A 26,265-nucleotide genomic window follows, 5' to 3' on the forward strand; every position below is an offset into this window, starting at 1 on the left:
TTATGAAACTAGACCTTAAATCTATTAATAACGGTTTGTAGATTCTGCGCTAAGTTTGCTAATTCCTCACTAGCACTTGCAATTTCTTCTATAGAAGAAGATTGTTCTTCCATAGCTGCTGTTACTTCTTCAGTGGCTGCGGAATTTTCTTCTGCAATGGCGGAAAGGTTTTGCAAGGTGTCCAGTATTTCATTTTTCATCTTTTCCATTTCTTTTCCAGAAGAATTTAATACTTCAACTTCATTTTCTGATTCTTTCATAGCTTCTGATATTAATATATATTTATCCTTATTGTCTATTACACTCTTTGTTTGTTCATCAGTTATGCTAGCCAGTTTTTCCATTGTTATTACAGCATCTTGAGAATTTCTTTGCAAATCATTCACCATTTGGTCAATATCCATTGTTGAAGATGAGGATTGCTCCGCTAATTTTCTAATTTCTTCTGCTACTACGGCAAATCCCCTTCCTGCATCTCCTGCTCTTGCTGCTTCAATAGCAGCATTTAAAGCTAGTAAATTGGTTTGCTCTGCAATAGAGGCAATTACATTACTAGCCTGTCCAATTTTACCAGAGCTTTCATTTGTTTTTAGAATAACTTCGTAGATTGCCTTTGATGCGTTATTGCTTTCTTCTGTTATTTTAGATAAGTTGTCAATTTCTTTTAAACCTTCATTTACGACTTCTGTTACCTTATTCGATGCACTGGTTAAATTTTTCATATGATTTTGGTCTTCTTCAATGATATCTCCTAATAAAATAGCCTTTGATGAACCTTCTTCTGTATTTCTAGCTTGATCAGATGCACCTATAGCTATTTCTTCTGCAGTTTTTGCAACCTCTTCAGATGCAATAGCTGATTGTTGTGTAGTGGCTGTTAATTCTTCAGATGTAGCAGCCACTTGTTCTGAGGACTGGTCAATTTCTTTTACAATCTGTCTGAGGCTATCTGTTAGCTTTTGCAATCCTATTGCTAAAGAACCAATTTCATCTTTCTTTTTAAGAAAAACTTCAGGAATATCTTGTGTAAGGTCAAGACTAACTATTTTTTCTGAATGCTGTACTGCCATAATAATTGGTTTTGCAATTACATTTCCTATAAAATATGTGGCACAAACACTTATCAATAAAATGATAGATACAGCTATTATAATACCATTTCGCATTGTAGGAATTGCATCCAATACCTCTTCTTCATTAGCTGTAATAACTAGTATCCAGTCGCTTCCTTCTATAGGTGTATATCCAGCATATAAGTCATTTCCTTCAAAGAAATAATCACTGACTCCGGTTTTTTCTGCAAGCATTCTTTCAAATAATGTAGCTACTGATTGTTGGTTTTTATCGTTTTTCGCTTCCTCAATTGGGTTGTATTGATTAGCTACTCTATCTCTATTAGGATGAGCAACTACTATACCTTTGCTATTAATTATATATGCATAGCTCTTCTCTCCGAATTTAACATCATCTGTTATATTACTTAATTCCTTTTCATCTCTACGACCAATTAAGGCTCCAACTACTCTACCTCCACTTTCAATAGGAGTAGCAAACATCATTACAATTTCATTGGTCACTTTGCTAACCATAATATCAGATACATTTGTCTCACCTTTTAAAGCTCTTTTTACATATTCTCTCTCCCCTAGTTGGGATGTGGATCCATCTGAATAACGAGCAGTTCCATTAGTATCTACTATCCCAAGTTCAAGGAAGTTTGTTCTTTGTAATTGTCTTTGTAATGCGGGTCTTTGTAATATCCAATCCATACTTTGAATATCTTGCATTCCAGCTATAACTATTAAGTTTTGTTTCTGTGTTTCGATTCTACTCTCAGCAACCCTTGCACTCTCAAAAACTATTGTCTCAAGCCCAAGCTCTGCCTCATGAATAAGTGTATCACTGGCTCTCCCCACAGAGATAACACCTACGGTAATAGATGATAATAAAACCAATACGGAAAAATACACAACAAGTTTTGTTTTAATACTTTTCATTTTAGCCCTCCTCTTTAGTTTTAATAACTTTAGTTTCTTTTAATGGTTTGCTACAATATTCACAATTTCTGATATCTTTCTTCCATATTATATATTACTGTTGTAAAATCATTGTTGTATTTTGTAAATTTAATGTAAAAGACAACCTATATTTATAGGTTGCCTAAAATTCACTATTATTGATTTCTTTGAGTTTGTACATAGCTATATTAAATTCACTCTTTAATTCTTTAAATAATTCCTTTATTACATAGATATCTTTATTCTTTATATTGTCTTTCATCTTTTCTAATACACTGACAATATTACATCCACCAAAATTAGATATACTACCTTTTAACTTATGAATCTGCTTACTTAGCTCTTTCCAGTCTTCTTTCTCTATAAATACATCTATATTACCCAAATGTTCTTTTTTATAATCATCACTAACCACATCTTCTATTATCTCTTTTAGCATATCCTTATCCCCATCTATCCTATCTAGTAACTGTCTAATATTGATGTCTTCTGTTTTCCCTTGGCTTGCCATTACATCAATTATAGTTTGATAGACTACATTTGATCTAATTGGTTTTGAAATATATCCATCCATACCAATCTCCAGACCTCTTTCTTTATCTTCCTTCATTGCCGAAGCTGTTAGAGCAATTATAGGAATATGTCCCCCCCTTATCTTTTCTCTTTCTCTGATAATCCTTGTCACTTCAAATCCATTTATTTCTGGCATACAGATATCCATTAAAATTATATCTATACTATTGTTTTCCAAACATTCTAATGCCTTCTTCCCATTTGATGCAAGATTTACATTCCAATTGTTTTTCTCTAATATAGTTTTAATAATTTTTTGGTTTATCAAATCATCTTCAACAATGAGAATATTGAGTGGATAATAAATTTTATCTTTGTAATACCTATCTAAATCAGGAGATTTTGCATTAGCGTCTTCTGATTCCCCCTTTAGAAACTTCAAATTAAAACTAAATATGCTCCCTTCTCCTTCTTGTGATTTCACTTCTATATTTCCCCCCATAAGCTCAAGGAGTTTTTTTGAAATTCTAAGCCCTAGACCAGTCCCCCCATATGTATTTGCATCTGATGAGTCCAATTGATTAAAACTTTCAAAGATCCAATCTATCTTTTCATTAGGTATCCCTATTCCCGTATCTATTATAGCAAACCTAAATTCTACAGTTTCTGCATCTTCGTAGTTCTTATCTACCTCAAGACTGACAGACCCTTCTTCAGTAAATTTTATTGCATTTCCAATAATATTAAATAGTATCTGATTTAATCTATCTAAATCCCCAATAATATTATCAGGAAACACTTGATTTATTCTATAGTAAAATTCCAAGCCCTTTTTATTTGCCTGTAATTTAAAATATTTATCTATGTCACTAAGATATTTTGATAAATTAAATCTATTATTCATTTGTTGGATTTTTCCAGCTTCTATTTTAGACATATCTAATACATCATTTATAATTGATAGAAGCCTGTCTGCAGAAAATTTCAACATATCAATATATTCATTTTGCTTACTATCTGTCTCTGTATCTTCTAATAATTCTATGAGGCAAATAATTCCGTTCATGGGGGTACGTATTTCATGACTCTTCTTTGCTAAGAATTTAGTTTTTAACATACTTAACTCTTCTGCCTTATTTTTTGCTCTGTCTAACTCCTTTTGATACTCCATCATAGTTGTAATATCCTTGAAAGATAATATTACTCCTTCTATGCCTCTATCTGCATTGAGCAAAGGTGTCGCAGTTATAAGAAAATATATAACTTGTTCCTTTAATTTATATTGAACTTCATAAGTATAATAGTCTTCGCCACTTTTTATTTTTGCCATAGGACAATCCATTGAATTACAAATGGGATATGTAAAGAATTTATAGCATTTTTGATTTAACAATTCACCTTTTGCTACTCCAAATAAATTTAGCAACCTTTTATTAACCTCGATTATATTAGAGCAATTATCTATTATACACATTCCATCTGCTGCATTCTCAAATATCTGTTCTAATAGGATATATGCATTTTTTAGTTGTTCTTCACTCTTTATTTTAATCAAATATTTCACCTCAAAATTTTTCATCTAAAAATACAATCATTAAACATTTTTCTATAATTATACCATCTTTCTACTTTCTTTAAACTAATCCACTTTTTGTCTTTTATGGCTGTTTTGACTAAAGTAATTTCTTGGATTATAATGAAATAATGACTTTAATCAAATAACATGGAGGAAGTAATTATGGAAAATCAAGTACTAATAGTTGAAGATGATATTATAAATTTAAAACTCTTAAATTCAGGATTAAGTAAATATGGGTTTGATGTATTAAAAGCAAAGACTGGAAAAGAAGCTATAGAGCTGCTAGATGATCATAAAATAGTTGCGTCTATACTTGATTTAAATCTCCCAGATACCAATGGATTTGAACTACTAAAGTATATTAGAAATCATCCAATTCACAAAGATTCTGCCATATTAATAGTTACAGAAAATGATGATAAGTTGGATACTATCCTAGGTCTTGAAATGGGAGCAGATGATTATATAACAAAACCATTTCATCGCAGAGAACTAATAGCTAGATTAAAATCAGCCATAAGGAGAGTTGGAAGTATTATCAATAAAACTTGCATTCTAATAGCTATCTATGATTTGAAAATAGATATGGAGAGAAGAACAGTTATGAAAGATAATGAGATTATAAACCTATCCTTTAAGGAATTTGAGATATTATATTTGTTAGCATCTAATCCTGGTAAGGTCATATCTAGACAAACCATATTAGATACAATGGGAGGTATAGATTATAGTCCAGACACTAGAGTTGTAGATATGCATATTTCTTCTATTAGAAAAAAACTTAGGGATACAAAAACACAAAAACAATATATTGATACTGTTAATAGCGTTGGTTATCGTTTTAGACAATGAAAAAGGCAATATCTACTATAATAGTTATCGCCCTGAGTTTGTATTAATTAAATTATGATGTCTAATATTTCAACATCTTGTTCCTTTTGAAAATCAATAAACTCTTCTCCTACTTTAACCATTGGCTTAGTCTCGTCTTGAGGGTGTATATACACTATTACCCCCGTTGTACCGTTACTTAGCAATACCTTATTACCAACATAGAATTTAGATATGTTCTTCAAGAATATCTGAGTAATATAAGGATCTAATGAAGAAAAACTCTCTCTTCTTAAACAATCCGCTGCCCTAAGTGGTGAATCCTTATCTTTATATACTCTTCTAGATGTAATTGCATGATATATATCACATATAGCTATTATTTTTGCAAATTCATGAATTTTATCTCCCTTAACACCATTTGGATACCCTGAACCGTCAATCCTTTCATGATGTTGTAATACTCCCAGTAAAATATCATCGTTGAATTTATTAGTCTGTGCAAGCATCTCATAGCTATAATAAGAATGCTTTTGCATTATTGAAGATTCTTCCTCAGTCAATTTGCCTGGCTTTTTAACTATTTCATCTGGAACTCTAAGCTTTCCAATATCATGAAATAATCCTGCAATTGATAAATCTAAGATCTTTTCTTCTGAATAATCTAACCATTTCCCAAGAGCTATGGCTAATACACTCACACCTAGACTATGGTCAAAAGTATAATCATCTTTCTTATGAAGTAGCCTCATTTGTGTCATTATATCTCTCTCAGAAGAAATCGCATTTACAAAATACTCCATTTCCTTTTCTATATTTTCTGATTGTATGTTCTTACCGCTTTCAACCTCAGTAAATATATTATCTAAAGATTTTTCTACTTTAGAATATTCCTTTGCTAGTTTTTCATTTTTCCATCCTTCTGGTATTACCTCATCTCTAATAAATATAGTTCTTACTCCATTCATGACTAGTTTGTCAATATAAGCTCTTGTCATTGCAGTTCCACTTGGTACTAGAATTGCTCCAGTTTTACCATCCATTAAGTCTCTATCCAAAACCATGCCTATATCTACTTTATCAATACTCATTAGTTTACTCAACATAGCACCCCCAAGCTAACTATATCACTATAGACTTGTCCATATAGTTAGAATTAATGTTTCTTCCATGCCCATTTATGTTTAATAAATATTATGAATGATTGCCTATTCTTCTTCTATTACACCCAGTTTTTTAAGAATCATATTATATCCTTCTGCACCATAGTTTAGTGACCTATTAATTCTACTTATTGTCGCGGTACTAGCTCCAGTTGCATTTTCTATCTCATTATAAGTCTTATTGGACTTAAGTAACTTTGCTACTTCCAGTCTTTGGGCTATTGCTTGGATTTCTTTTATTGTACATATATCTTCAAAAAACCTATAACATTCTTCTGGGTTATCTAGCTTAAGTACAGCCTCGAAAAATCCGTCAACTTGACTAGATTTTATCTTTGAATTAAATTCCATTTTTATCCTCCTTCAGTTATAACAAAGGCTGGGGCTAAGCCCAGCCATCTTTTTAGAACAATCCTACAATTTCACCATTTGGTAATATATCTATATTGTTTGCAGCTGGAACTTTAGGTAATCCTGGCATTGTCATTATTTCTCCAGTTAAAGCTACTAAGAAACCAGCACCATTTGATACTTTTATATCTCTAACTGTAATCCTGAATCCTCTAGGTCTACCTAATAAAGTTGGATCATCGGAAAGAGAATATTGTGTTTTTGCCATACATATTGGTTTCTTATCTAAACCTAATTTTTCTATATTAGCTATTGTCTTTTCACAAGATTTTGTGAAGTCAACTCCATCTGCACCATAAACTTCTTTTGCTATTGCTTCTATTTTAGCCTTAATTGAAGCTTCTACATCATATATAGGGCTGAATTTAGATTCTTTAGTTTCACATACCCTTACTACTGCCTCAGCCATAGCTATTCCGCCTTCTCCACCTTTGCCCCATACTTCTGATAGAACAGCCTCTGCTCCCAATTCTTTACATCTATTAAGAACATAGTCAACTTCAGCTTGAGTATCTGTTGGGAAGTTATTTAATGCAACTACTGCTGGTACTCCAAATTTATTTACATTTTCTATATGTTTCTCTAGGTTTTCAAATCCCTTAGCCAATGCATCTAGATTTTCTGTACCTAATTCATCCTTCTTAACTCCACCATTATATTTTAATGCTCTTACAGTAGCTACTATAACTGCTGCATCTGGTTTTAATCCACCAAATCTACATTTAATATCAAAGAATTTTTCAGCACCTAAGTCTGCACCAAATCCTGCTTCAGTTACAGTATATTCTGCCATTTTTAATCCTAATTTTGTAGCTAACATGGAGTTACATCCATGAGCGATATTTGCAAAAGGTCCGCCATGTATAATTGCAGGCGTGTTTTCTAAAGTTTGAACAAGGTTAGGATTAACTGCATCTTTCATAAGTAATGCAACTGCACCTTGAGCATTTAGGTCTTTAGCAAATACTGGACTTCCATCGAATTTATATGCAACTATTATTTCACCAACTCTAGCTTTTAAGTCTTCTAAATCTTTTGATAGACAGAAGATAGCCATAATTTCTGAAGCAACAGTTATATCAAATCCATCTTGTCTAGGCATTCCATTTGGTTTGCCACCTAATCCTACGACAATATCTCTTAATGCTCTATCATTCATATCCATAACTCTTTTCCAAACAACTCTTCTTGGATCTATATTTAAAACATTTCCTTGATGGATATGGTTATCTAATAAGGCTGATATAAGATTATGTGCTGAAGTTATTGCATGGAAATCACCTGTAAAATGTAGGTTAATATCTTCCATAGGCACAACTTGGGAATATCCTCCACCAGCTGCTCCACCTTTAACTCCAAAACTCGGTCCAAGAGAAGGTTCTCTAAGAGCTGTTATGGCAGTTTTTCCTATCTTATTTAATCCCATTGAAAGACCTATATTAGTTGTAGTCTTTCCTTCTCCAGCTGGTGTAGGATTGATTGCCGTAACCAAAACTAATTTTCCATCTGGTTTGTCCTTCATTTCTTCTAAAAGGCCTAAGGAAACTTTTGCCTTATACTTACCATAATGTATTAGTTTATCTTCATCAATTCCCAACTTTTCTGCCACCTGAGAAATTGGTAACATTTTCGCCTCTTGAGCGATTTGAACATCTGTTTTCATGTTGATTCCTCCTTGAATAATATAATTAATACTACAATAAATAGATTGAGTATATACCTAAAAACATATACCCTATTTTGTCATAATTCAACAATTTGTCACAAATTTCATATACAGGAATATAATACTACACTATTATATAGTATTATATCAGAACATAACAATTTTGGAAATCTTTTTAATAATTAAAAAACAGGATAAATCCTGTTTTTTAGAAACTACTAATTATTTTATTATCTCCAATATCTCTTCTATAATACATACCTTCAAATTTTACTTTATTTATATTGTCATAAATCCTTTCTCTAGCTTCATCAATAGTTTTTCCTAAGCTAGTAATAGATAAGACTCTTCCTCCATTTGTAACTAAATTACCATCAGAATACTTTGTGCCATTATGAAATACTATAATATCTTCATCTAATTCATCTATTCCTGTGATCTTATGACCTTTCTTATATTCATCAGGATAGCCTTTAGATGTAATTACAACAGTGGAACAAGCCTCATCTTTCCATGATAAAACAGATTTATTTAAATTGCCACTGATTACCTTTTGAAATATCTCTATGATATCTGTTTCTAATCTAGGTAGAATAACTTCTGTCTCAGGATCACCAAATCTTACATTAAACTCTAATACCTTCGGTTCTCCTTCTATAATCATAAGTCCAATAAATAGTATTCCTCTAAAATCCATGTTTTCTCCTTCAAGACCATGCCTTATAGGATTTAATATATCCTTTTCTATCTTCTTGCTTAATTCTTTATTAAATAATTTACTAGGGGATAAACAGCCTATTCCTCCAGTATTTGGTCCCCTGTCTCCCTCATATATCTTTTTATAGTCCTGAGCCGATTCCATTGGAATAATTACTCCTTCAGTAATTAGGCATAGAAGAGATGCTTCAACACCATCTAAGAATTCTTCTATAACTACTTTATCTCCTTCTTGACCAAAGGATTTGCTTTTAAGAATATTTTCTAAGGTAGCAATAGCTTCTTCTTCTTTATGGCATATAATTACTCCCTTACCAGCACATAAGCCATCAGCTTTAATGACTAAGGGAAAGTTAAAATCTTTAAGCCCAATAATTGCCTCATCTAAATCTGTATAAGACTTATATCTTGCTGTAGGAATATTATATTTCTCCATGAATTTCTTAGAAAAGTCTTTGCTGCCTTCTAGTTTAGCACATTCTTTATTTACTCCAAATATGCTCAATCCCTTTTCTTTAAACCTATCTACTATACCTAGTACAAGAGGCATCTCTGGTCCTACTACAGTTAAGTCAATCTTGTTTTCTATAGCAAAGTTTAATAGTTTCTCAATTTCATCTACATTTATGTCTATGTTCTCTGCAATTTCAGATGTTCCTCCATTACCGGGAGCACAATAAATTTTTCTAACTCTTTGACTTTGAGCTATCTTCCAACATAGTGCATGTTCTCTGCCACCACTACCTATTACTAGTATCTTCATATTCAAACCTCCTAAAGATTAATGTTTAAAATGCCTCATGCCAGTAAATACCATAGTCATGTCATTTTTATTTGCTTCCTCTATTACTTCCTTATCCTTTATTGATCCTCCAGGTTGTATTACTGCTTTTATATTTGCTTTAGCTAAAGCCTCAATTGAATCCTTGAAAGGGAAAAAACCATCTGAGGCTAATACGCTTCCCTCTATTTTTACTCCTGCCCGTTCTATGGCATTTTGCACTGCCCATACTCTATTTACTTCACCTAGACCTATACCTACAGTTCCTTTGTCTTTTGCTAATATTACTCCGTTGGATTTCACATTTTTAACTGCTTTCCAAGCAAACAACAAATCCTCTATCTCTTTTTCCGAAGGTTTTCTATTGGTGACTACTTCTAATTCTTCATTAAATAGCAAATTGTCTCTTTCCTGTACTAAAACTCCACCCAATACTTTTTTTATATTTAGCTCTGTGTATTTTTTATCAGTTATATCTTGAATTTGCAAAATCCTAATATTCTTTTTTCTAGATAGTATATCTATTGCTTTTTCAGTAAATGAAGGTGCAATTATTACTTCAATAAAGATTTCAGCTATTTTCTTGGCTACTTTTTCATTTACTTCCCTATTAAAGGCTACAATTCCTCCAAAAATAGACTCCTTATCACATTCATAGGCCTTCTCAAAAGCATCTACTACATCTTCTCCAGATCCAATGCCACAAGGATTAGTATGTTTTACTGCAACTACTGTAGGTTCACTATATTCCTTGATAATTTCAATTGCACCATTGGCATCATTAATATTATTAAAGGAAAGTTCCTTTCCATGGATCTGTATTGCCCCTGCTAATGTACCATCTGTCTTTTCTACTTCCTTATAGAAAGCTGCCTTTTGATGTGGGTTTTCTCCATATCTTAACTCACTCATAGATTTATATCCTAAAGTCAGTAGCTCTGGAAAAACTACTTCTTCTATTTTATTGAAATAATTTGAAATCAAAGTATCATAATAAGATGTATAGTTGAAAACCTTTCTTGATAAATACCTTCTCGTAAAGAGTCTTGTATCACCATTCTGCTTTAACTCTTCCAATACAATTTCGTAATCCTTTGGATCCACGATAACTGTCACATATTCATAGTTTTTTGCTGCAGCTCTAATCATAGAAGGACCACCTATATCAATGTTTTCAATTATTTCTTCATGGTTTACTCCAGGTTTTTTTATTGTATCCTCAAAGGGATAAAGGTTATTTACTACCATATCAATGGATCCAATTCTCATATCATTGATGGTTTTTACATGATTTTCATCATCTCTTTTATATAATAATCCTCCATGAATATATGGATTAAGTGTCTTTACTCTACCATCTAATATCTCAGGAAAATCAGTAATATCCTGTACTTCTCTTACTCCGATTCCTGCTTCTTTTAAGGTCTTAAATGTTCCTCCAGTTGAAATTATTTCCCAACCTAACTTGCTTAATTCCAAGGCAAATTCAATAATTCCTTCTTTGTTGTAGACACTAATCAATGCTCTTTTCATCATATCACTCCTAATAAGTAATAACTTTTCTTCCATCAAGGCTTATTCTTTTATCACAATATAATTTTACTGCTTGTACTAATAGCTTATGCTCTACATCAAGGACCTTTTCCTTAAGACTAAGGGCAGTATCTTTACTATCTATACAGACAATGTCCTGAAGTATAATTGGTCCTGTATCTGTTCCCTCGTCAACAAAGTGAACTGTAGCACCTGTTATTTTTACTCCATAATCTAATACTGCTTGATGTACTTTGTCACCATAATATCCTTTCCCACTAAAGCTAGGTATCAAGGAAGGATGAACATTTATTATCCTTCCACTAAATTCTTGGATGAATTTCTTGGATAGTACTTTCAAATACCCTGCAAGTATAATTAGTTCTATATCTCTTGCTTTAAATAGTTTGATCAATTCCAGATTATATTCTTCTTCACTATGGAAAGACTTTCTATCTAAAAACAAACTATCTATTCCTGCATTGGCTCCCCTAGTTAATCCATAGGCTTCTTTTCTATTGGATATAATGAGCTTTATTTCTCCATTTATATTTCCAGATTCAATATTATCTATTATAGCCTGAAGATTAGTTCCTCCACCAGAGATAAGAACTCCTATGTTTAGCATAGGACTACACCCTTATCTCCTTTTTTAATCTGGCCTAATACTACATATTCCTCTCCTACTTTTTCTAAATAGCTTGTAATATCCTTTAGTTCATCATTCTTTACTGCCATGACCATACCAATACCCATGTTAAAGGTTCCGTACATCTCATCATGCGCTATATTGCCCCATTTCTGTAATAGCTTAAATATATTTGGAGTCTTTATTTTAGAAACATCTATATGAGCTGTTAGCCCATCTGGTAGCATCCTAGGTATATTCTCATAAAAACCACCTCCAGTTATATGGCATAAACCTTTAATATTAAATTTTTCTATCATATCATATACAGGATTAGTATATATTCTAGTTGGTTTTAGTAGTTCTTCACCTAAAGTGCATTCTAGCTCATCAATATACTTATCTAAGGATAAATTTTCTTTATCAAATATTATTTTTCTAACAAGGGAAAATCCGTTGCTATGAACTCCACTAGAAGGTAGTCCTATAATATGGTCTCCTTCTTCTATGGTAGAACCATTTATTATTTTTTTCTTATCTACTACTCCTACGCAAAATCCTGCAACATCATATTCTTCATCTTGATAAAATCCTGGCATCTCAGCAGTTTCTCCGCCTATTAATGCACATTTGGCCTTTATACAACCATTAGAAACACCCTCTACTATACTGGCCATTTTCTCAGGTACTAGCTTCCCTGTGGCAATATAGTCTAGGAAAAACAAAGGTTTAGCACCTTGGCAAAGTATATCATTGGCACACATGGCTACACAATCTTCTCCTATGGTATGGTGTTTATCCATCATAAAGGCAAGCCTTAGCTTGGTACCTACTCCATCTGTTCCTGACACTAATACTGGCTCTTCGTATGATTTAGTGTCTAATTGAAACAATCCTGCAAATCCGCCTATATCAGATAAAACTCCAGGAATATGAGTCTTTTTTATCATACCCTTTATAAGTTGTACCTCTTTATATCCAGCTTCCTTATCTACTCCTGCATCCTTGTATGTTAAGCTCATGGTAAATCCTCCTTTTCTAGTGAATAACTAACAACTCTTCACTCTTCACTTTTCACTCTTCCCTATTGGATAGTCCCCACTCAAGCATCCTGTACAAAAATCCTCTCCGCCTGCGGACTTTAGCAAACCTTCTAGAGATAAATAGGCCAAGGTATCTGCACCTATTAACTCTCTTATTTCATCTAATGACATTTGAGCTGCTATTAGATCTTTACTATTAGGTGTATCCATACCTAGATGGCAGGAGTGAAGCACTGGTGGTGATGATATCCTAACATGGATTTCTTTAGCTCCTGCATTTCTTATCATTTGAACAGTTCTCTTGATAGTAGTACCTCGAACTATGGAATCATCTACTAAAATTATTTTTTTACCTTCAACATTTTCCTTCAATACATTGAGTTTAATTCTAACTCCTTGTTCTCTTAATTCTTGAGTTGGTTCTATAAAAGTCCTTCCAACATATCTGTTTTTAATTAAGCCTTCTGCATAAGGGATTTTTGATTCCTCTGCATATCCTATAGCTGCAATGGTACCAGAATCTGGAGCACCGATTACAATATCTCCATCTACTCCTGTTTCTCTAGCAAGTTGTTTCCCTGCTTCTATTCTTGATAGATAAATACTCTTTCCATCTAACTTACTATCTGGCCTTGCAAAATATATGATTTCGAATAAACATAGTTTCTTATTTTTCTTTTCTTGCTTTATGGATTTTAGTCCATCTTCGTCTATTACTACGATCTCTCCTGGTTCTATATCCCTGATGAATTCTGCTCCGATAGTATCAAAGGCACAGGTTTCCGACGCTAATATATAGTCATCACCAAACCTACCTAAGGAAAGAGATTTTACACCAAAAGGATCTCTTGCACCAATAAGTTTATCTGTTGTCATCATAACTAATCCATAGGTTCCTTTTATTGTATCTAAAGCCTTAATTATAGCGTCTTCTACATTATCCTTATGATATCTTGCGATTAAATTAGCTATTACCTCTGTATCCAATTCTGATTGAAATATGGCACCGCCATCCTCTAGTTCGTCTCGTAAATTTTCAAAATTTACTATGGCTCCATCATGAGCTAATGCAAGAGCACCCTTCTTATATCCTACAACTAAAGGCTGTGCATTTGTAGTAGTTGTATCACCTACAGTTGCATATCTAATATGCCCTATACCTAGATTTCCCCTAAGTCTTTCCATGGTTTCCTTTGGAAACACCTCATGTACTAAGCCTAAATCCTTAAAGTAATCAACGAAACCATTGTTATTGACTGCAATCCCAGTACTTACTTGCCCTCTATGTTGAAGTGCATATAATCCATAATATATTATCTTCGATACATCATTTCTTTCTTTGCTGTAAATACCAACAACTCCACTCAAGCTTACACCTTCCTCTATATTATGAATTTAATTCTTTATCCATTTTATCTGATTCTTCTGCTATTTCTTTTTTATATTGCTTGAACTTTTCTCTTAATTCAGGGTATTTTATGGATAGCATTTGTACTGCTAAAAGTCCTCCGTTCTCTCCTCCGTCTATGGCTACAGTAGCTACTGGGACACCCTTTGGCATCTGTACTACTGAAAGAAGAGAATCTAATCCATCCATGGTGGAGGATTTAGCTGGGATGCCTATCACGGGTAAGGGAGTCACTCCTGCTAATACCCCAGCTAAATGTGCTGCTTTTCCAGCAATTGCTATAATTACCTCCGTACCATTTTCCTCAGCCCTTTCTGCAAACTCAATAGCCTTATATGGTGTTCTATGGGCCGATATTACTCTTGTTTCATACTCTACTCCAAATCTGTTTAAAATTTCACTTGCCTTCTCTCCAATTCCTCTATCTGATATACTTCCCATTAATATGCTTACTTTCATTATATTCAACCCCTATTTAAAGTAATTTACACCTGATTCAAATATCTTATGTTTACCTAGTTTTTCTGAATTCTTATATAATCCATCACCAATTCTATCTATGGAAGAAATAGTACCAAGGACTCTTCCATCAGGGCTAGTCATGGATTCTATATTGAATAAGGATCCCGTTAGATTTTCATCAGCAAATTGAGTTGATATTTGAGCTTTAAAGTTTTCTACATCCCCTATTATCCTACCTTCCTTTGTAGCTATTGGAGCAGTAAATATATCTCCAACTGTCATTTCATTAAACCAAGGAGATAGATTTGAACTGACTTTTACATTTACCATAGATGAGATGAATTGACCTCCTTTATTATAAACAATGTTCATTCCATCTGTATCTGCGATAATTCCATTTTGAATCAATCCTAATTTCATCAATCCCAAGAACCCAGCACCTATACCAAGTATAAGTCCATCCCTATTGACCAGATGATTGTTGATTTCTTCTTTTATATATGAATTACTCAGTATAAGTTTCATTAATTTTCCACCAGTCTCCGGTTCATCTCCTAATAATGAGCCATTTGGGAAAGCAATTATTTGATAATCTTTAATCCTTCTTGCTAATTCTCTATAAGATTCTTCCATATCCTTTAAGGATAAGGTCTTAAATATGAAGGACTCCACCTCTGCCCCAGCAACTTCAAAGGATCTAGTCATATCATATTCTCCGTGGCTTCCAGTAAATATTGGTATTAAAACTTTTGGCTTGGCTATAGATATTTTTCTTGTGATTATATTACCTTCTCTATAATCAATTTTCTCTATACTAGACTTTTCTCTATATACTGGAAATACTTCTTCCAATGGTTCTTCAAAGTCTCTAATCAAGGAATCTATCTCAATAATTTCTCCATTTAGCTCTATATGCTCTTCCCTTGAGGTTCTACCCAAGACAAAGACTGAGGACGATCCTTTTTCTTTGACAAAATTTAATGATTCTCCTCCATTCTTTAACTCAACTATTATTGATCCATATAATGGTTTAAATAAGATATCTTTACTTGTTTCATCAAATTTAAACCCGATTTTGTTACCCATAGCCATTTCAGCAATTGACCTAGCTATTCCACCAAATTTAACAGTAGAAGCTGAAATTATTTCTCCTTTATTTATCAATTCCTTAATTATAGAGTAGTTTGATTTCAGTTGATTAAAATCAACCATACCATTTTCATCTACATCTAATTTGATTAAAGCAATAGTTGAACCAATATTCTTAAACTCAGGGGAAATAATGTTTTCTACTTTATCCGTAGTTACTGCAAAGCTTACTAAAGTTGGTGGAACATTAATATCCTCAAAAGTACCACTCATACTATCTTTTCCACCTATACTTGGAGTATCCAATTCTTTTTGTACAAGAAAGGCACCCAGTAATGCAGCAAATGGCTTACCCCATTTACTTGGATCATCGCCTATCCTTTCAAAATATTCTTGGAAGGTCAGTCTTACTTTCTTGTAGTCCCCACCCATAGCTACTATCTTTGCAATAGATTCAATAACAGCATAATAGCCTCCATGGAAAGGACTCCATTTTGAAAGTTTTGGCTCGTAGCCATAGCTCATTAAAGAGCAGGTATTTGTCTCTCCTTCTAATACAGGTATTTTAGCTACCATTCCTTCTACTGGAGTAAGACTATGTTTTCCTCCTAAAGGCATCAATATTGTACTAGCCCCTACAGTATGGTCAAATCCTTGAACTAGACCCTTTTGACTACAAATATTCAAATCTCTCATGTTATGAATAAATGCTTCTTTAATACCTTTTTCTTCAACATGAGCTGGAAGTCTATTAAAATATAATTCTTCAATAGGTTGTTCTATTTTAACTTTATTCTTTTTTCTTATTCCATTGGTATCTAAGAAATCTCTCTTGATATTGACAATAGTCTTTCCTCTCCATACCATTTTAAGTATCTTTTCTTCTGTAACTTTGGCTACTACTGTCCCTTCTACATCTTCTTCTTCCACAAAGGACATGAATTTTTCTAGATTTTCTGGAGCTATGACCACTGCCATTCTCTCTTGAGACTCTGATAGCGCAATTTCTGTACCATCTAAGCCTGGATATTTTAGTGGAACCTTATCCAATTCAATAAAAAGACCATCTGCCAATTCTCCTATAGCTACGGAAACTCCACCAGCTCCAAAGTCATTACATTTTTTTATCATCTTTGATACTTCTTTATTTCTAAATAGTCGAACTATCTTTCTTTCTACTGCTGGATTTCCTTTTTGTACTTCTGCTCCACTAGTGTGTAGAGATTCCTCTGTATGCTCCTTAGATGAACCAACTGCTCCACCTAAGCCATCACGGCCAGTCTTTCCCCCGACTAAGATTATTAAGTCTCCTGGCTCTGAATTTCCCCTATATACAGCTTCCTTTGGAGCTGCAGCAACTAATGCTCCTAATTCCATTCTCTTAGCCACATATCCTGCATCATATATTTCTCTCACAAAGCCTGTTGCAGCGCCTATTTCATATCCATAGGAGCTATATCCTGCTTTAGCTGTCTGAGTAATCTTTCTTTGAGGTAATTTCCCAGGTAATGTATCTTCATATCTTTGTCTTGGATCTCCTGATCCTGTGATTCTCATAGCTTGATATACATAAGCTCTTCCTGATAATGGGTCCCTTATGGCTCCTCCTAAACAAGTGGATGCACCCCCAAAAGGCTCCATCTCTGTAGGATGATTATGTGTTTCGTTTTTAAACATCAATAACCATCTTTCATTTTTTTCGTCAACATCCACATCAATTTCTATACTAGCAGCATTGACTTCATCAGATTCTTCCTTATCATCTAATAATCCTTTTTTCTTTGTTTCCTTCATATTGATAGTAGCTAAATCCATCAAGCAAATTGGCTTTTCTTTATTTTCATAAACAAATCCTCGAGATGCTATATATTCATCTAATGCCTCTTGAAATAAAGACTTGTACTTACCTTCTTCCATCTCAATATTAGTAATCTCTGTCATAAAAGTAGTATGTCTACAATGATCTGACCAATATGTGTCTATTAGCTTTAACTCCGTAATTGTAGGGTTTCTATCTTCTTCTTTAAAGTATTTTTGGCAAAACAATATATCTTCTATATCCATACCAATACCATATTTTGATTTAAAAGATAGGATATCCTCTTGGCTTGCACTTATAAAACCTTCTATTACTTCTATCTCTCCACTTGCTTCTTCTTCCATTTCAAGATTAAAACTATTAATATCTACTTCTTTCATCTCTATTGGATTTATATAATATTTCTTTATCTTCTCTAATTCGCTTTCATTAATATTCTCTAAAATTACTATCTTTGAGTTTCGAACTATTATATCTTCTTTTTTTAGTAACATTCTTATCATTTGATTTGTTGAATCTTCTCTTTGATTATATTGACCTCTCAAATACTCTACTCTAAATAGTCTTTCATTTTCTCCTATTTGAAGATTGTCATATCTATAGTCTAGTCCTTTTTCAAATAGTATTTCATTTACTATTGTTTCCTGCTCTTCTTCTGTACAATTAATTAAATCATAGACATTAAGAATCCTGACATTCTTCAAAGCTTTAATACCTAAATACTCTCTAAAATCTTTTAATAATATTTGTCCTTCAGTATTACATTGTTCCCTTTTTTCAATAAAAGTCCTTTTTGCGTTCAATTTAACCCTCCTCAAAAAATTAAACATGCCCAGCCGGGTAGGCTAAGCGAAACCTACCCGACTGGGCTTTTATCCCTTCGGTGTAATACTGACCATGCAGTATCTGTACCGCTCGGTCCAGCAAGAAAAACTCTTCGGAACCCTAGGTACACTTTCGCTCATAGATAAATGATTTTCGGTCATTTGGTAGAAACGCCCCAACCATATTATGGGACTTATATGAGCAACATATTCATTATACTTACATATTAACAACAGAATTAATATAAGTCAAGAATTGTTTGTTGAAATATCTATATTTATTACTTAAATAAAAGGCAGATAGTCGAGGCCATTGAAAAGTCAATATGATACTTTTTCAGTGGCCTACAGATAATCTGCTTTTTTTCTTATGTTTTATAGTTCGTTTATTTCTCTAGCATAGTGACATGCAACAAAATGATTTGGCATAATTTCTTCAATCACAGGGTCTACACTGTGACAATTCTCTTTTGCATGAATACATCTTGGTGCAAATCTACATCCTGGTTTTGGATTAATAGGTGATGCAAGCTCTCCTTTTAAAAGTACTCTTTCTTTTTTATTTTTTAAACTTGGTACTGGTATTGCAGATAAAAGAGCCTTTGTATATGGATGTAAAGGATTTTTAAATAAATCCTTTGAATCTGTTTTTTCTACTAACTGACCCAGGTACATTACAAGTATATCGTTTGAAATATGTTTAACAACAGATAAATCATGAGTGATAAACATATAAGTTAGATCCATTTCTTTCTGTAAATCTTGCATCAAGTTTAAAACTTGAGCTTGTATAGATACATCCAAAGCTGATACAGGCTCATCACAAACTATAAAGCTTGGCTTAAGTGCTAATGCACGAGCTATACCAATTCTTTGTCTTCTACCCCCGTCCAACTCATGAGGATAAGTGTTTACAAGTCTCTCTGCTAATCCTACAGTATCCATTAGTTGACCTACTCTTCTATCTATAGACTGTTTGTCTTTTAGAACCTTATGAATAACTAAAGGTTCTTTGATTATTTCACTAACAGTCATTCTAGGATTAAGTGAAGAGAAGGGATCTTGGAAAATTATTTGCATTTCCTGTCTCAATTGTCTAAACTTTTCATTATTTACTTTAGTTATGTCTTCACCTTTGTAGAATATTTCTCCATCAGTAGATTCAAGTAAGTGGAGAATAACTCTACCTAATGTAGACTTTCCACAGCCTGACTCTCCAACTATTCCAAGAGTATGTCCCTTATCAATTTTAAAGGAAACCCCATCTACTGCATGAAGTAGCCCTTTAGGAGTGTTGAAATGTTTTTTTAGGTTTTTTACTTCTAATATTGTATTCATATTATTTCATCTCCTTTGGTTGAACTTCACCAGTATATATTAGACATTTAACTTTATGTCCTGGTGATACTTCTACATCCTCAGGATGTTTTGTGGCACAAATAGGTTGAGCATGTGGACATCTTGGATGAAATTTGCATCCAGTAGGTAACTCTGTAGGGTCTGGCATTAATCCTTTAATTGGTTTTAATCTATCCACATCATCAAAAAGATTTGGAATAGAACCAAACAATCCAGCAGTATATGGATGCTTTGTATCTTCAAATAGTCCTTCAACATCTGAATACTCTACTATTTCTCCAGCATACATTATTGCTACCTTATCACAAACTTCAGCTACTACCCCTAAGTCATGAGTTATCAAAAGCATAGCTGTATTAAATTCTATTTTTAAGTTTTTCATTAGTTCAAGAACTTGAGCCTGAATAGTTACATCAAGGGCTGTTGTAGGTTCATCTGCTATTAAAAGTCCTGGATTACAAGCTAGAGCAATTGCTATAACAACTCTTTGCTTCATTCCACCTGAAAACTGATGTGGAAATTCATTGGACCTAGCTTCAGGTATACCAACTAATTCTAGCATTTCTTTTGCTTTCTTTTCTGCTTCTTTAGCAGAAACATTTTCATGAATCTCGATAACTTCTGCAATTTGTTCTCCTACAGTCATTACCGGATTTAAAGATGTCATAGGATCCTGGAATATCATTGATACCTTTTTACCTCTTATCTTTCTCATTTCTTCCTCTGACTCTAATAAAACATCTTTTCCTTCTAAGAATATTTCACCTTCTACTATCTTTCCAGGAGGATTTGAAATAAGTCTTAAGATTCCTAATGCAGTTGTTGTTTTCCCTGCTCCAGTTTCACCAACAATTCCTAAAGTTTCTCCTCTATTTAACTCTATATTAACACCATTTACTGCATTAACTGTACCTTCATCAGTTATATAATGTATGTGTAAATTTTTTATATTTAAGAATTCATTGTTCATTATGTTTCTCCCTTCCTATTGTTTTAATCTAGGATCAAGAGCATCTCTTAGCCCATCACCAAGTAAGTTTAGTGATAAAATTGTAATCATTATAGCTATACCAGGGAATGCTACTACATGTGGAGCGTCTCTTAAAAATTGTCTACCACCTGAAAGCATTGCTCCCCATTCAGGTGCTGGTTTTTCAATACCTAATCCTATGAAACTAAGACCAGCCGTTGAAAGTATGGCTCCTGCAACACCTAAGGTACCTTGTACTATTACAGGTGCCAAGGAGTTTGGTAATATATGTTTAATTATTATTCTACTATCCTTTGCTCCGATTGCTCTAGCAGCCTCTATAAATTCCTGATCTTTAATAGACAGAACTGACGCTCTAACTATTCTAGCATAACTTGGAACAGAAGAAACTCCTACTGCAATCATTAGATTTAGCATAGAAGGGCCGAGAGCCGAAACTATACTAATAGCTAATAAAATACTAGGAATAGATAAAAATATGTCCATGATTCTCATTATGATATTATCAAGTTTTCCACCGTAAAATCCTGCAATAGCTCCTAATGTTCCTCCAACAACTATTGCAATACCTACAGCAATTATACCTACTTTTAATGATACTCTAGCACCATGAACCATTCTAGCAAATATATCTCTACCTAATTCATCAGTACCAAGTATATGATCTTTGCTTGGTCCTTGAAGTCTTATAGGTGTATTCATCTTTATTACTACATCGTCATAATCTGCTATAACATCTGCAAATACAGCAAGCAGTATTAAAGTAACTAAGATTCCTAAACCTATCATTGCCATTTTATTTTTTTTCAGCATTCTCCATGCTTCATACCATTGTCCACGTTTTTTCTTTTTATCTTTAGTCTTTACATTATCAGACATTTTTCTACCTCCTTACATTAAATTTAAGTTTATCTATATTGTGATTTAATTCTTGGATCAATATATGCATATAGGATGTCAACAAGTAGATTAACAACACTAAATGTAACAGCTATAAAAATTACAGATGCTAAAACCATAGGTGTATCTTGTTTTTTTATGGAATCAACCATTAGTTTTCCTACTCCTGGCCATGAGAATACTGTTTCAGTAAGAACAGCACCACCTAATAAGCTTCCAAATTGTAAGCCAACAACAGTTACTACAGGTATCAATGCATTTTTAAGTGCATGTTTGTTGATTACTTTCTTTTCTAATACTCCCTTTGATCTTGCAGTTCTAATATAGTCTTGTCTTATTACTTCTAGCATAGATGATCTTGTCATTCTCGTAATTATAGCTGTAGATCCTATGCCAAGACTAAATGCAGGTAAGATTAAATGCCTTAGTGTTTCTGATCCACTAGAAGGCAAAATACCTAAATTAACAGAGAATACTAAGATCAACATAAGACCTAACCAGAATACTGGCATGGAAACTCCCATTAAGGCCAAGATCATTGTAATACTATCTGTCAATGTATATTGTTTAGTAGCAGATATAATTCCTATTGGCACGCCTAAAACCACAGCCAAAACCATAGCTGCCGCTGCAAGTTTTAATGTTGCTGGGAATCTAGTAAATACCTCATTAAACACAGGTCTTTTTGATGCATATGACCTTCCAAAGTCTCCTTGTACAGCCTTAGTTATATATCTTATATATTGCACTGGCAATGAATCATTTAATCCCATTTCTTCTCTTAGGGCTTCAACTTCTGCCTCTGGCGCTCTTTCACCAAGCATAGTCTGAGCAGCGTCTCCTGGCGTAAAATGCATAATTGTAAAAACTAAAAATGTAGCCCCTAGTATTACTGGTATCAATAATAACAATCTTTTTATGATATATTTATGCACATTTTTCCCCTCCTTATTATTAAAAATTTCGATTAATGCTTTATTTAGCAGATAAGAGAAGTAGGCGTTTCTGCCTTCTTCTCTTATTTACTTTTAATTATTATTTAAAAGATACGTTGTATATTGAGTGATGTCCTGCTGGATGTAATTTAAATCCTGTTATATTATTTTGTATACCTACATTATCTTGTGAGAAGTATAAGAATAATTGTGGTGCTTCTTCAACAATTATTTCTTGTGCTTCTTTGTATGCTACTATTCTTGCATCTTGATCTGGTTCTGTTTTACCAATATCTAGTAACTCATCTACTCTTGCATTACTAAAGAATGTTCTATTTCCTGATCCGCCTTGTTGTGTACTGTGATATAAAGCATATAGACCATAGTCAGCATCTCCAGTAACAGTTGTCCATCCTAAGATAAACATATCATGCTCTCCAGCAGCTGTTCTTGCTAGATATGCACTCCACTCTACAGTTTCTGTTCTAGCTTCTATACCTACTTCTTTAAGTTGAGCTTGTACCATTGTAGCTATTGTTTCTCTTACTGGGCTATCATTAGTCCAGATTGTAGTTTCAAATCCATCAGGATATCCTGCTTCTGCTAATAATTGTTTAGCTTTTTCTGGATTATATTCATATCCTTTTAGATCTGAATTAGCTCCAAATATTCCTTCTGTTAAAGGTCCATTTGCAACTACTCCCGCTCCTTCTAAAACAACATCTATTATTTCTTGTACATTTACTGCATAGTTAATTGCTTGTCTAACTTTTACATTATCAAATGGAGCTTTATTCAAGTTATAACCTAAATATTGGCTTGATAATGATGGTCCTTCAACTAATACAAGATTTTCATGTTCTTCAATTTTTCCTTTATCAACTGGCTCAATATCATAAGCTATATCAATTTCACCTGTTTCAAGTCCTATAGTTCTGTTTGTTCCTTCAGGTACATTTCTGAAAATTACAGTTTCTATTGCAGCAGCACCTTGGAAATAATCATCAAATCTTTTAAGAGTTATCTTGTCTCCTGATTGCCAATCTTCAAATTTGAAAGGTCCTGTTCCAACAGGTTTTTGACCATAATCTTCTCCTGCCTCAGTAACTGCTTTTTCATTAAGAATAGAAGATGCAGTATGAGTAAGGTGAGCAAGTAATGGTGCAAATGGCTCTGAAGTAATTATACGAACTGTATAATCATCTACTACTTGAATTTCTGTAACTGGTCCTAGTATATGAGCTACTTGCTCTGAGTTAAGCATTCTTTCGAATGTAAACTTAACATCTGAAGCTTTAAATTCTTCACCATTATGGAATTTTACGCCTTCTGCAAGTTTAAATTCCCATGTTAATGGGTCAATTGATTCCCATGTCTCTGCCAAAGCTGGCACTAATTCCATTTCCTCAGTAGCAAATACTAAGGTATTATAAATTTGCTTAGAAACCCTTGAAGCTGGTTGGTCATTAGTTCCATGTGGGTCAAGTGTTGGTGCATCTGCCCCTTGTGCAATAACTAAAGTGTCTTTTGCTTTACTAGCGCCTCCACCATCTCCACTACCACAACCTACTAGAGCAAAACTGATTACCATTGTTGCAATTACTAACCATAGAATTTTCTTGTTCTTAAACATCTAATCACTCCTTATGTTTTTTTATACTATAACTATTTGTACTATGAGCACTAGTTTTTTCCTCAATATCAATAGTGAATCCCTAGAATATAATAGATATAGTAATGCTATGCTGATAGATTAGAACTAGGGTACATTATACTGTATTTATGGTTTTTTGACAAACAATGATTCTCAATTCCATTTTCTATTTTTTTACTTAGAACCTAGTATGCATCATAGCTACAGCGAATATTTTTTGTTCAAAATTTCAATATATTACCAATTCCTTAAAATAAAAACAAACAGCCTGTGATCCAAAATTTATGGATCAAGGCTGTTTGTTTCTTTAGTCTATCTTCTACATTTGTTTTATGAATTTTTTAAACAAATTTCTTTTGAAATCTCTTATTTTTGTTGTATCATGCTTCATTGAATATGCTCCAAAGATTATCATCGCAATACCTACTCCCATTCCGAAGCAAGAAATACCATCTGGTACTTCTATAAAATATTTTAAACTCATTGTAATACTATTGATAAGTAAACCCCAGATTATATACTTATTCATCTGCTTATCTCTCATCTTCTATCCCCCTGACTATAATTTTTTATGATAATAAATTTTAAAGAATCCTTTGATTAATGCTGTAAATAATGTGGCTCCTAGTAGTGTGAAGAATACAATTTCATTGAAAAAACCAGATATTACAGTGGCAGATCCTAAACCAATAATGCATATTGCCATACCCATAGCACCTGTCTTTTGCATTATCATAACTGTACGCTCATCATTTTCCTCGATATATAATTTTTTCAATGACTTTTCACTCCTTATAGCCATTAAATTCTTAAGTATATCGACAATAAGTAGAATTTCAATCCCAAATAATACTCCACCATGAAAACTCATCATAAAATCAGGCATTTGTGGTAGTTTATCTTGCTTTAAAAACAAAATAAGATAACTAATCCCTAAGCTTATACCAACTACCATGAGCCATATTATTCTATAACGAATTTTCTCTCTAAATTTTGCCATATCAAATTTCCCCCTCTTCAGAAAAGTCAAATACTTCCTCAATAGTCAGTCCAAAGTATTTTGCAATCTTGTAAGCCAGAACTAAGGATGCTGTATATTTCTCACATTCTAAGGAAGTAATTGTTTGCCTTGTTACACCAACTGCATTACCTAGTTCTTCTTGGGATAATTTATGTTGCTTACGCAGCTCTTGAATTCTTGTCTTCAAAAAATCACCTCTTTGCAATGTTTGCTTTGCAATTTTAGTATAGTACGCTTTGCATTATTTGTCAAGTGTACTTTGCAAAAAAATAAAAAGTAGTGAATTTTTCACTACTTAGTTGTTGAAAAGAACTACATATTCATATTTCTATATTTTTCATATTAGTAGCACCGCTCTCTATTATAAATCTAGCTCCAATTGATGTAATTTATATATAGCCATTTCATAGGTTTTTTTATTATAATATCCTTCTTCTTTAATTCTATCTACTTCTCGAAAGTTGCATTTTTCTAATAATTTAATTGACTTAATATTGTTTACTTCTGTATATGCATACAAATCCTCTAAATTCATCTTATGAAATCCATAATCAGCTACATTCAGTAGTGCTTCCTTCATTAATCCCTTACCCTGGTAATCAGGAATTATTCCATACCCTAATTCTCCACTTCTTTCTTCCTTATTTAGATTCCAAATACTGATTGAACCTATTACTTGACTAGATTCTTTTAACTCAATAGCCCAAATTACCCATTGATTATCATCAATTCCCTTATTCATTTTGTCCACATATGCCTTAGTTTCATCAATACTTGCGTCTATTTTCGAATCTGTAAATTCAATCATTCTAGGATCTTTTCTCATTTCAAACAAATCGTTTATATCCCCATCTTCCATCCTTCTTAATTTTAGATTTTTAGTTTCAAGTCTTTGCATATTATCACAAACCCCCTTATCA

The 26,265-nt window shown here is 33.1% G+C and carries 22 protein-coding genes and 1 riboswitch; of the genes, 1 reads left to right on the top strand and 21 read right to left on the bottom strand.

Features of this window, described 5'->3' with window-relative positions:
* Positions 1–8: 8 nt before the first annotated feature.
* Together RIN63_RS08900 and RIN63_RS08905 are read right to left on the bottom strand one after the other, a co-directional pair.
* Positions 9–1,997, bottom strand: a complete 1,989-nt coding sequence (locus tag RIN63_RS08900) for a methyl-accepting chemotaxis protein (RefSeq protein ID WP_310444368.1) — start codon at positions 1,995–1,997, stop codon at positions 9–11.
* Between the two features lie 163 nt (positions 1,998–2,160).
* A complete protein-coding gene (locus RIN63_RS08905; RefSeq protein ID WP_310444369.1) occupies positions 2,161–4,086 on the bottom strand; it encodes a response regulator in 1,926 nt (641 codons plus the stop codon).
* A 183-nt stretch (positions 4,087–4,269) separates the two neighbouring features.
* On the opposite strand from RIN63_RS08905, the gene RIN63_RS08910 reads away from it, so the two are divergent.
* Positions 4,270–4,962: a response regulator transcription factor gene (locus RIN63_RS08910; RefSeq protein WP_310444370.1), complete on the top strand. Its 693-nt coding sequence runs from the start codon at positions 4,270–4,272 to the stop codon at positions 4,960–4,962.
* A gap of 47 nt (positions 4,963–5,009) precedes the next feature.
* Here the strand turns inward: RIN63_RS08910 and RIN63_RS08915 are convergent, their stop codons facing one another.
* The 19 genes from RIN63_RS08915 to RIN63_RS09005 form a co-directional block, all read right to left on the bottom strand.
* Positions 5,010–6,044 carry an HD domain-containing phosphohydrolase gene (locus RIN63_RS08915; protein ID WP_310444371.1) on the bottom strand — a complete coding sequence of 345 codons (1,035 nt, stop codon included), beginning with the start codon at positions 6,042–6,044 and terminating at the stop codon, positions 5,010–5,012.
* Between the two features lie 105 nt (positions 6,045–6,149).
* On the bottom strand, positions 6,150–6,455 hold the full coding sequence (locus tag RIN63_RS08920) for a YerC/YecD family TrpR-related protein (RefSeq protein ID WP_310444372.1): 306 nt from the start codon (positions 6,453–6,455) through the stop codon (positions 6,150–6,152).
* 52 nt (positions 6,456–6,507) lie between these two features.
* The gene (locus RIN63_RS08925) at positions 6,508–8,178 is read right to left on the bottom strand and encodes a formate--tetrahydrofolate ligase (protein WP_310444373.1); all 1,671 of its coding nucleotides are present in this window, start codon (positions 8,176–8,178) and stop codon (positions 6,508–6,510) included.
* A gap of 211 nt (positions 8,179–8,389) precedes the next feature.
* Positions 8,390–9,661 (bottom strand): phosphoribosylamine--glycine ligase, encoded by a 1,272-nt coding sequence (gene purD, locus RIN63_RS08930; protein ID WP_310444374.1) that lies wholly within the window; start codon positions 9,659–9,661, stop codon positions 8,390–8,392.
* Positions 9,662–9,679: 18 nt separating this feature from the next.
* On the bottom strand, positions 9,680–11,212 hold the full coding sequence (gene purH, locus RIN63_RS08935; RefSeq protein ID WP_310444375.1) for a bifunctional phosphoribosylaminoimidazolecarboxamide formyltransferase/IMP cyclohydrolase: 1,533 nt from the start codon (positions 11,210–11,212) through the stop codon (positions 9,680–9,682).
* Positions 11,213–11,222: 10 nt separating this feature from the next.
* Positions 11,223–11,840 carry a phosphoribosylglycinamide formyltransferase gene (gene purN / locus RIN63_RS08940; protein WP_310444376.1) on the bottom strand — a complete coding sequence of 206 codons (618 nt, stop codon included), beginning with the start codon at positions 11,838–11,840 and terminating at the stop codon, positions 11,223–11,225.
* Positions 11,834–12,862, bottom strand: coding sequence for a phosphoribosylformylglycinamidine cyclo-ligase (gene purM / locus RIN63_RS08945; RefSeq protein ID WP_310444377.1), 1,029 nt, complete (start codon positions 12,860–12,862; stop codon positions 11,834–11,836). Before purM ends, purN begins: the two co-directional genes overlap by 7 nt.
* A gap of 45 nt (positions 12,863–12,907) precedes the next feature.
* On the bottom strand, positions 12,908–14,251 hold the full coding sequence (purF, locus tag RIN63_RS08950) for an amidophosphoribosyltransferase (RefSeq protein WP_310444378.1): 1,344 nt from the start codon (positions 14,249–14,251) through the stop codon (positions 12,908–12,910).
* Positions 14,252–14,270: 19 nt separating this feature from the next.
* Positions 14,271–14,750 (bottom strand): 5-(carboxyamino)imidazole ribonucleotide mutase, encoded by a 480-nt coding sequence (gene purE / locus RIN63_RS08955; protein ID WP_310444379.1) that lies wholly within the window; start codon positions 14,748–14,750, stop codon positions 14,271–14,273.
* A gap of 12 nt (positions 14,751–14,762) precedes the next feature.
* A complete protein-coding gene (locus tag RIN63_RS08960; RefSeq protein WP_310444380.1) occupies positions 14,763–18,464 on the bottom strand; it encodes a phosphoribosylformylglycinamidine synthase in 3,702 nt (1,233 codons plus the stop codon).
* Positions 18,465–18,605: 141 nt separating this feature from the next.
* Positions 18,606–18,707, bottom strand: a riboswitch (purine riboswitch).
* A 153-nt stretch (positions 18,708–18,860) separates the two neighbouring features.
* On the bottom strand, positions 18,861–19,823 hold the full coding sequence (locus tag RIN63_RS08965; RefSeq protein ID WP_310444381.1) for an oligopeptide/dipeptide ABC transporter ATP-binding protein: 963 nt from the start codon (positions 19,821–19,823) through the stop codon (positions 18,861–18,863).
* A gap of 1 nt (position 19,824) precedes the next feature.
* Positions 19,825–20,814: an ABC transporter ATP-binding protein gene (locus RIN63_RS08970; protein ID WP_310444382.1), complete on the bottom strand. Its 990-nt coding sequence runs from the start codon at positions 20,812–20,814 to the stop codon at positions 19,825–19,827.
* Positions 20,815–20,829: 15 nt separating this feature from the next.
* Positions 20,830–21,714 carry an ABC transporter permease gene (locus tag RIN63_RS08975; RefSeq protein ID WP_310444383.1) on the bottom strand — a complete coding sequence of 295 codons (885 nt, stop codon included), beginning with the start codon at positions 21,712–21,714 and terminating at the stop codon, positions 20,830–20,832.
* A 29-nt stretch (positions 21,715–21,743) separates the two neighbouring features.
* Positions 21,744–22,670, bottom strand: a complete 927-nt coding sequence (gene nikB, locus RIN63_RS08980) for a nickel ABC transporter permease (protein ID WP_310444384.1) — start codon at positions 22,668–22,670, stop codon at positions 21,744–21,746.
* 100 nt (positions 22,671–22,770) lie between these two features.
* On the bottom strand, positions 22,771–24,303 hold the full coding sequence (locus tag RIN63_RS08985; RefSeq protein ID WP_310444385.1) for a glutathione ABC transporter substrate-binding protein: 1,533 nt from the start codon (positions 24,301–24,303) through the stop codon (positions 22,771–22,773).
* Positions 24,304–24,643: 340 nt separating this feature from the next.
* Positions 24,644–24,868: a hypothetical protein gene (locus tag RIN63_RS08990; protein ID WP_310444386.1), complete on the bottom strand. Its 225-nt coding sequence runs from the start codon at positions 24,866–24,868 to the stop codon at positions 24,644–24,646.
* Positions 24,869–24,883: 15 nt separating this feature from the next.
* Positions 24,884–25,324 carry a hypothetical protein gene (locus RIN63_RS08995; RefSeq protein WP_310444387.1) on the bottom strand — a complete coding sequence of 147 codons (441 nt, stop codon included), beginning with the start codon at positions 25,322–25,324 and terminating at the stop codon, positions 24,884–24,886.
* Between the two features lies 1 nt (position 25,325).
* Entirely contained in the window at positions 25,326–25,532 is a 207-nt protein-coding gene (locus RIN63_RS09000) for a helix-turn-helix transcriptional regulator (protein WP_310444388.1), read from the bottom strand.
* 174 nt (positions 25,533–25,706) lie between these two features.
* Positions 25,707–26,243 carry a GNAT family N-acetyltransferase gene (locus tag RIN63_RS09005; RefSeq protein ID WP_310444389.1) on the bottom strand — a complete coding sequence of 179 codons (537 nt, stop codon included), beginning with the start codon at positions 26,241–26,243 and terminating at the stop codon, positions 25,707–25,709.
* Between the last annotated feature and the right edge of the window lie 22 nt (positions 26,244–26,265).

This window comes from Tissierella sp. (assembly GCF_031460495.1).
GTDB lineage: Bacteria > Bacillota > Clostridia > Tissierellales > Tissierellaceae > JAVKTS01.

Bases quoted from the DNA above. Each gene is read 5' to 3' on its own strand.
- RIN63_RS09005 (WP_310444389.1), bottom strand. From the start codon at position 26,243: ATGCAAAGACTTGAAACTAAAAATCTAAAATTAAGAAGGATGGAAGAT.
- RIN63_RS08990 (WP_310444386.1), bottom strand. From the start codon at position 24,868: ATGAGAGATAAGCAGATGAATAAGTATATAATCTGGGGTTTACTTATC.
- RIN63_RS08900 (WP_310444368.1), bottom strand. From the start codon at position 1,997: ATGAAAAGTATTAAAACAAAACTTGTTGTGTATTTTTCCGTATTGGTT.
- purM (WP_310444377.1), bottom strand. From the start codon at position 12,862: ATGAGCTTAACATACAAGGATGCAGGAGTAGATAAGGAAGCTGGATAT.
- purD (WP_310444374.1), bottom strand. From the start codon at position 9,661: ATGAAGATACTAGTAATAGGTAGTGGTGGCAGAGAACATGCACTATGT.
- RIN63_RS08975 (WP_310444383.1), bottom strand. From the start codon at position 21,714: ATGTCTGATAATGTAAAGACTAAAGATAAAAAGAAAAAACGTGGACAA.
- RIN63_RS08965 (WP_310444381.1), bottom strand. From the start codon at position 19,823: ATGAATACAATATTAGAAGTAAAAAACCTAAAAAAACATTTCAACACT.
- RIN63_RS08995 (WP_310444387.1), bottom strand. From the start codon at position 25,324: ATGGCAAAATTTAGAGAGAAAATTCGTTATAGAATAATATGGCTCATG.
- purE (WP_310444379.1), bottom strand. From the start codon at position 14,750: ATGAAAGTAAGCATATTAATGGGAAGTATATCAGATAGAGGAATTGGA.
- RIN63_RS08920 (WP_310444372.1), bottom strand. From the start codon at position 6,455: ATGGAATTTAATTCAAAGATAAAATCTAGTCAAGTTGACGGATTTTTC.
- purH (WP_310444375.1), bottom strand. From the start codon at position 11,212: ATGAAAAGAGCATTGATTAGTGTCTACAACAAAGAAGGAATTATTGAA.
- RIN63_RS08910 (WP_310444370.1), top strand. From the start codon at position 4,270: ATGGAAAATCAAGTACTAATAGTTGAAGATGATATTATAAATTTAAAA.
- RIN63_RS08925 (WP_310444373.1), bottom strand. From the start codon at position 8,178: ATGAAAACAGATGTTCAAATCGCTCAAGAGGCGAAAATGTTACCAATT.
- RIN63_RS08985 (WP_310444385.1), bottom strand. From the start codon at position 24,303: ATGTTTAAGAACAAGAAAATTCTATGGTTAGTAATTGCAACAATGGTA.
- RIN63_RS08970 (WP_310444382.1), bottom strand. From the start codon at position 20,814: ATGAACAATGAATTCTTAAATATAAAAAATTTACACATACATTATATA.
- purN (WP_310444376.1), bottom strand. From the start codon at position 11,840: ATGCTAAACATAGGAGTTCTTATCTCTGGTGGAGGAACTAATCTTCAG.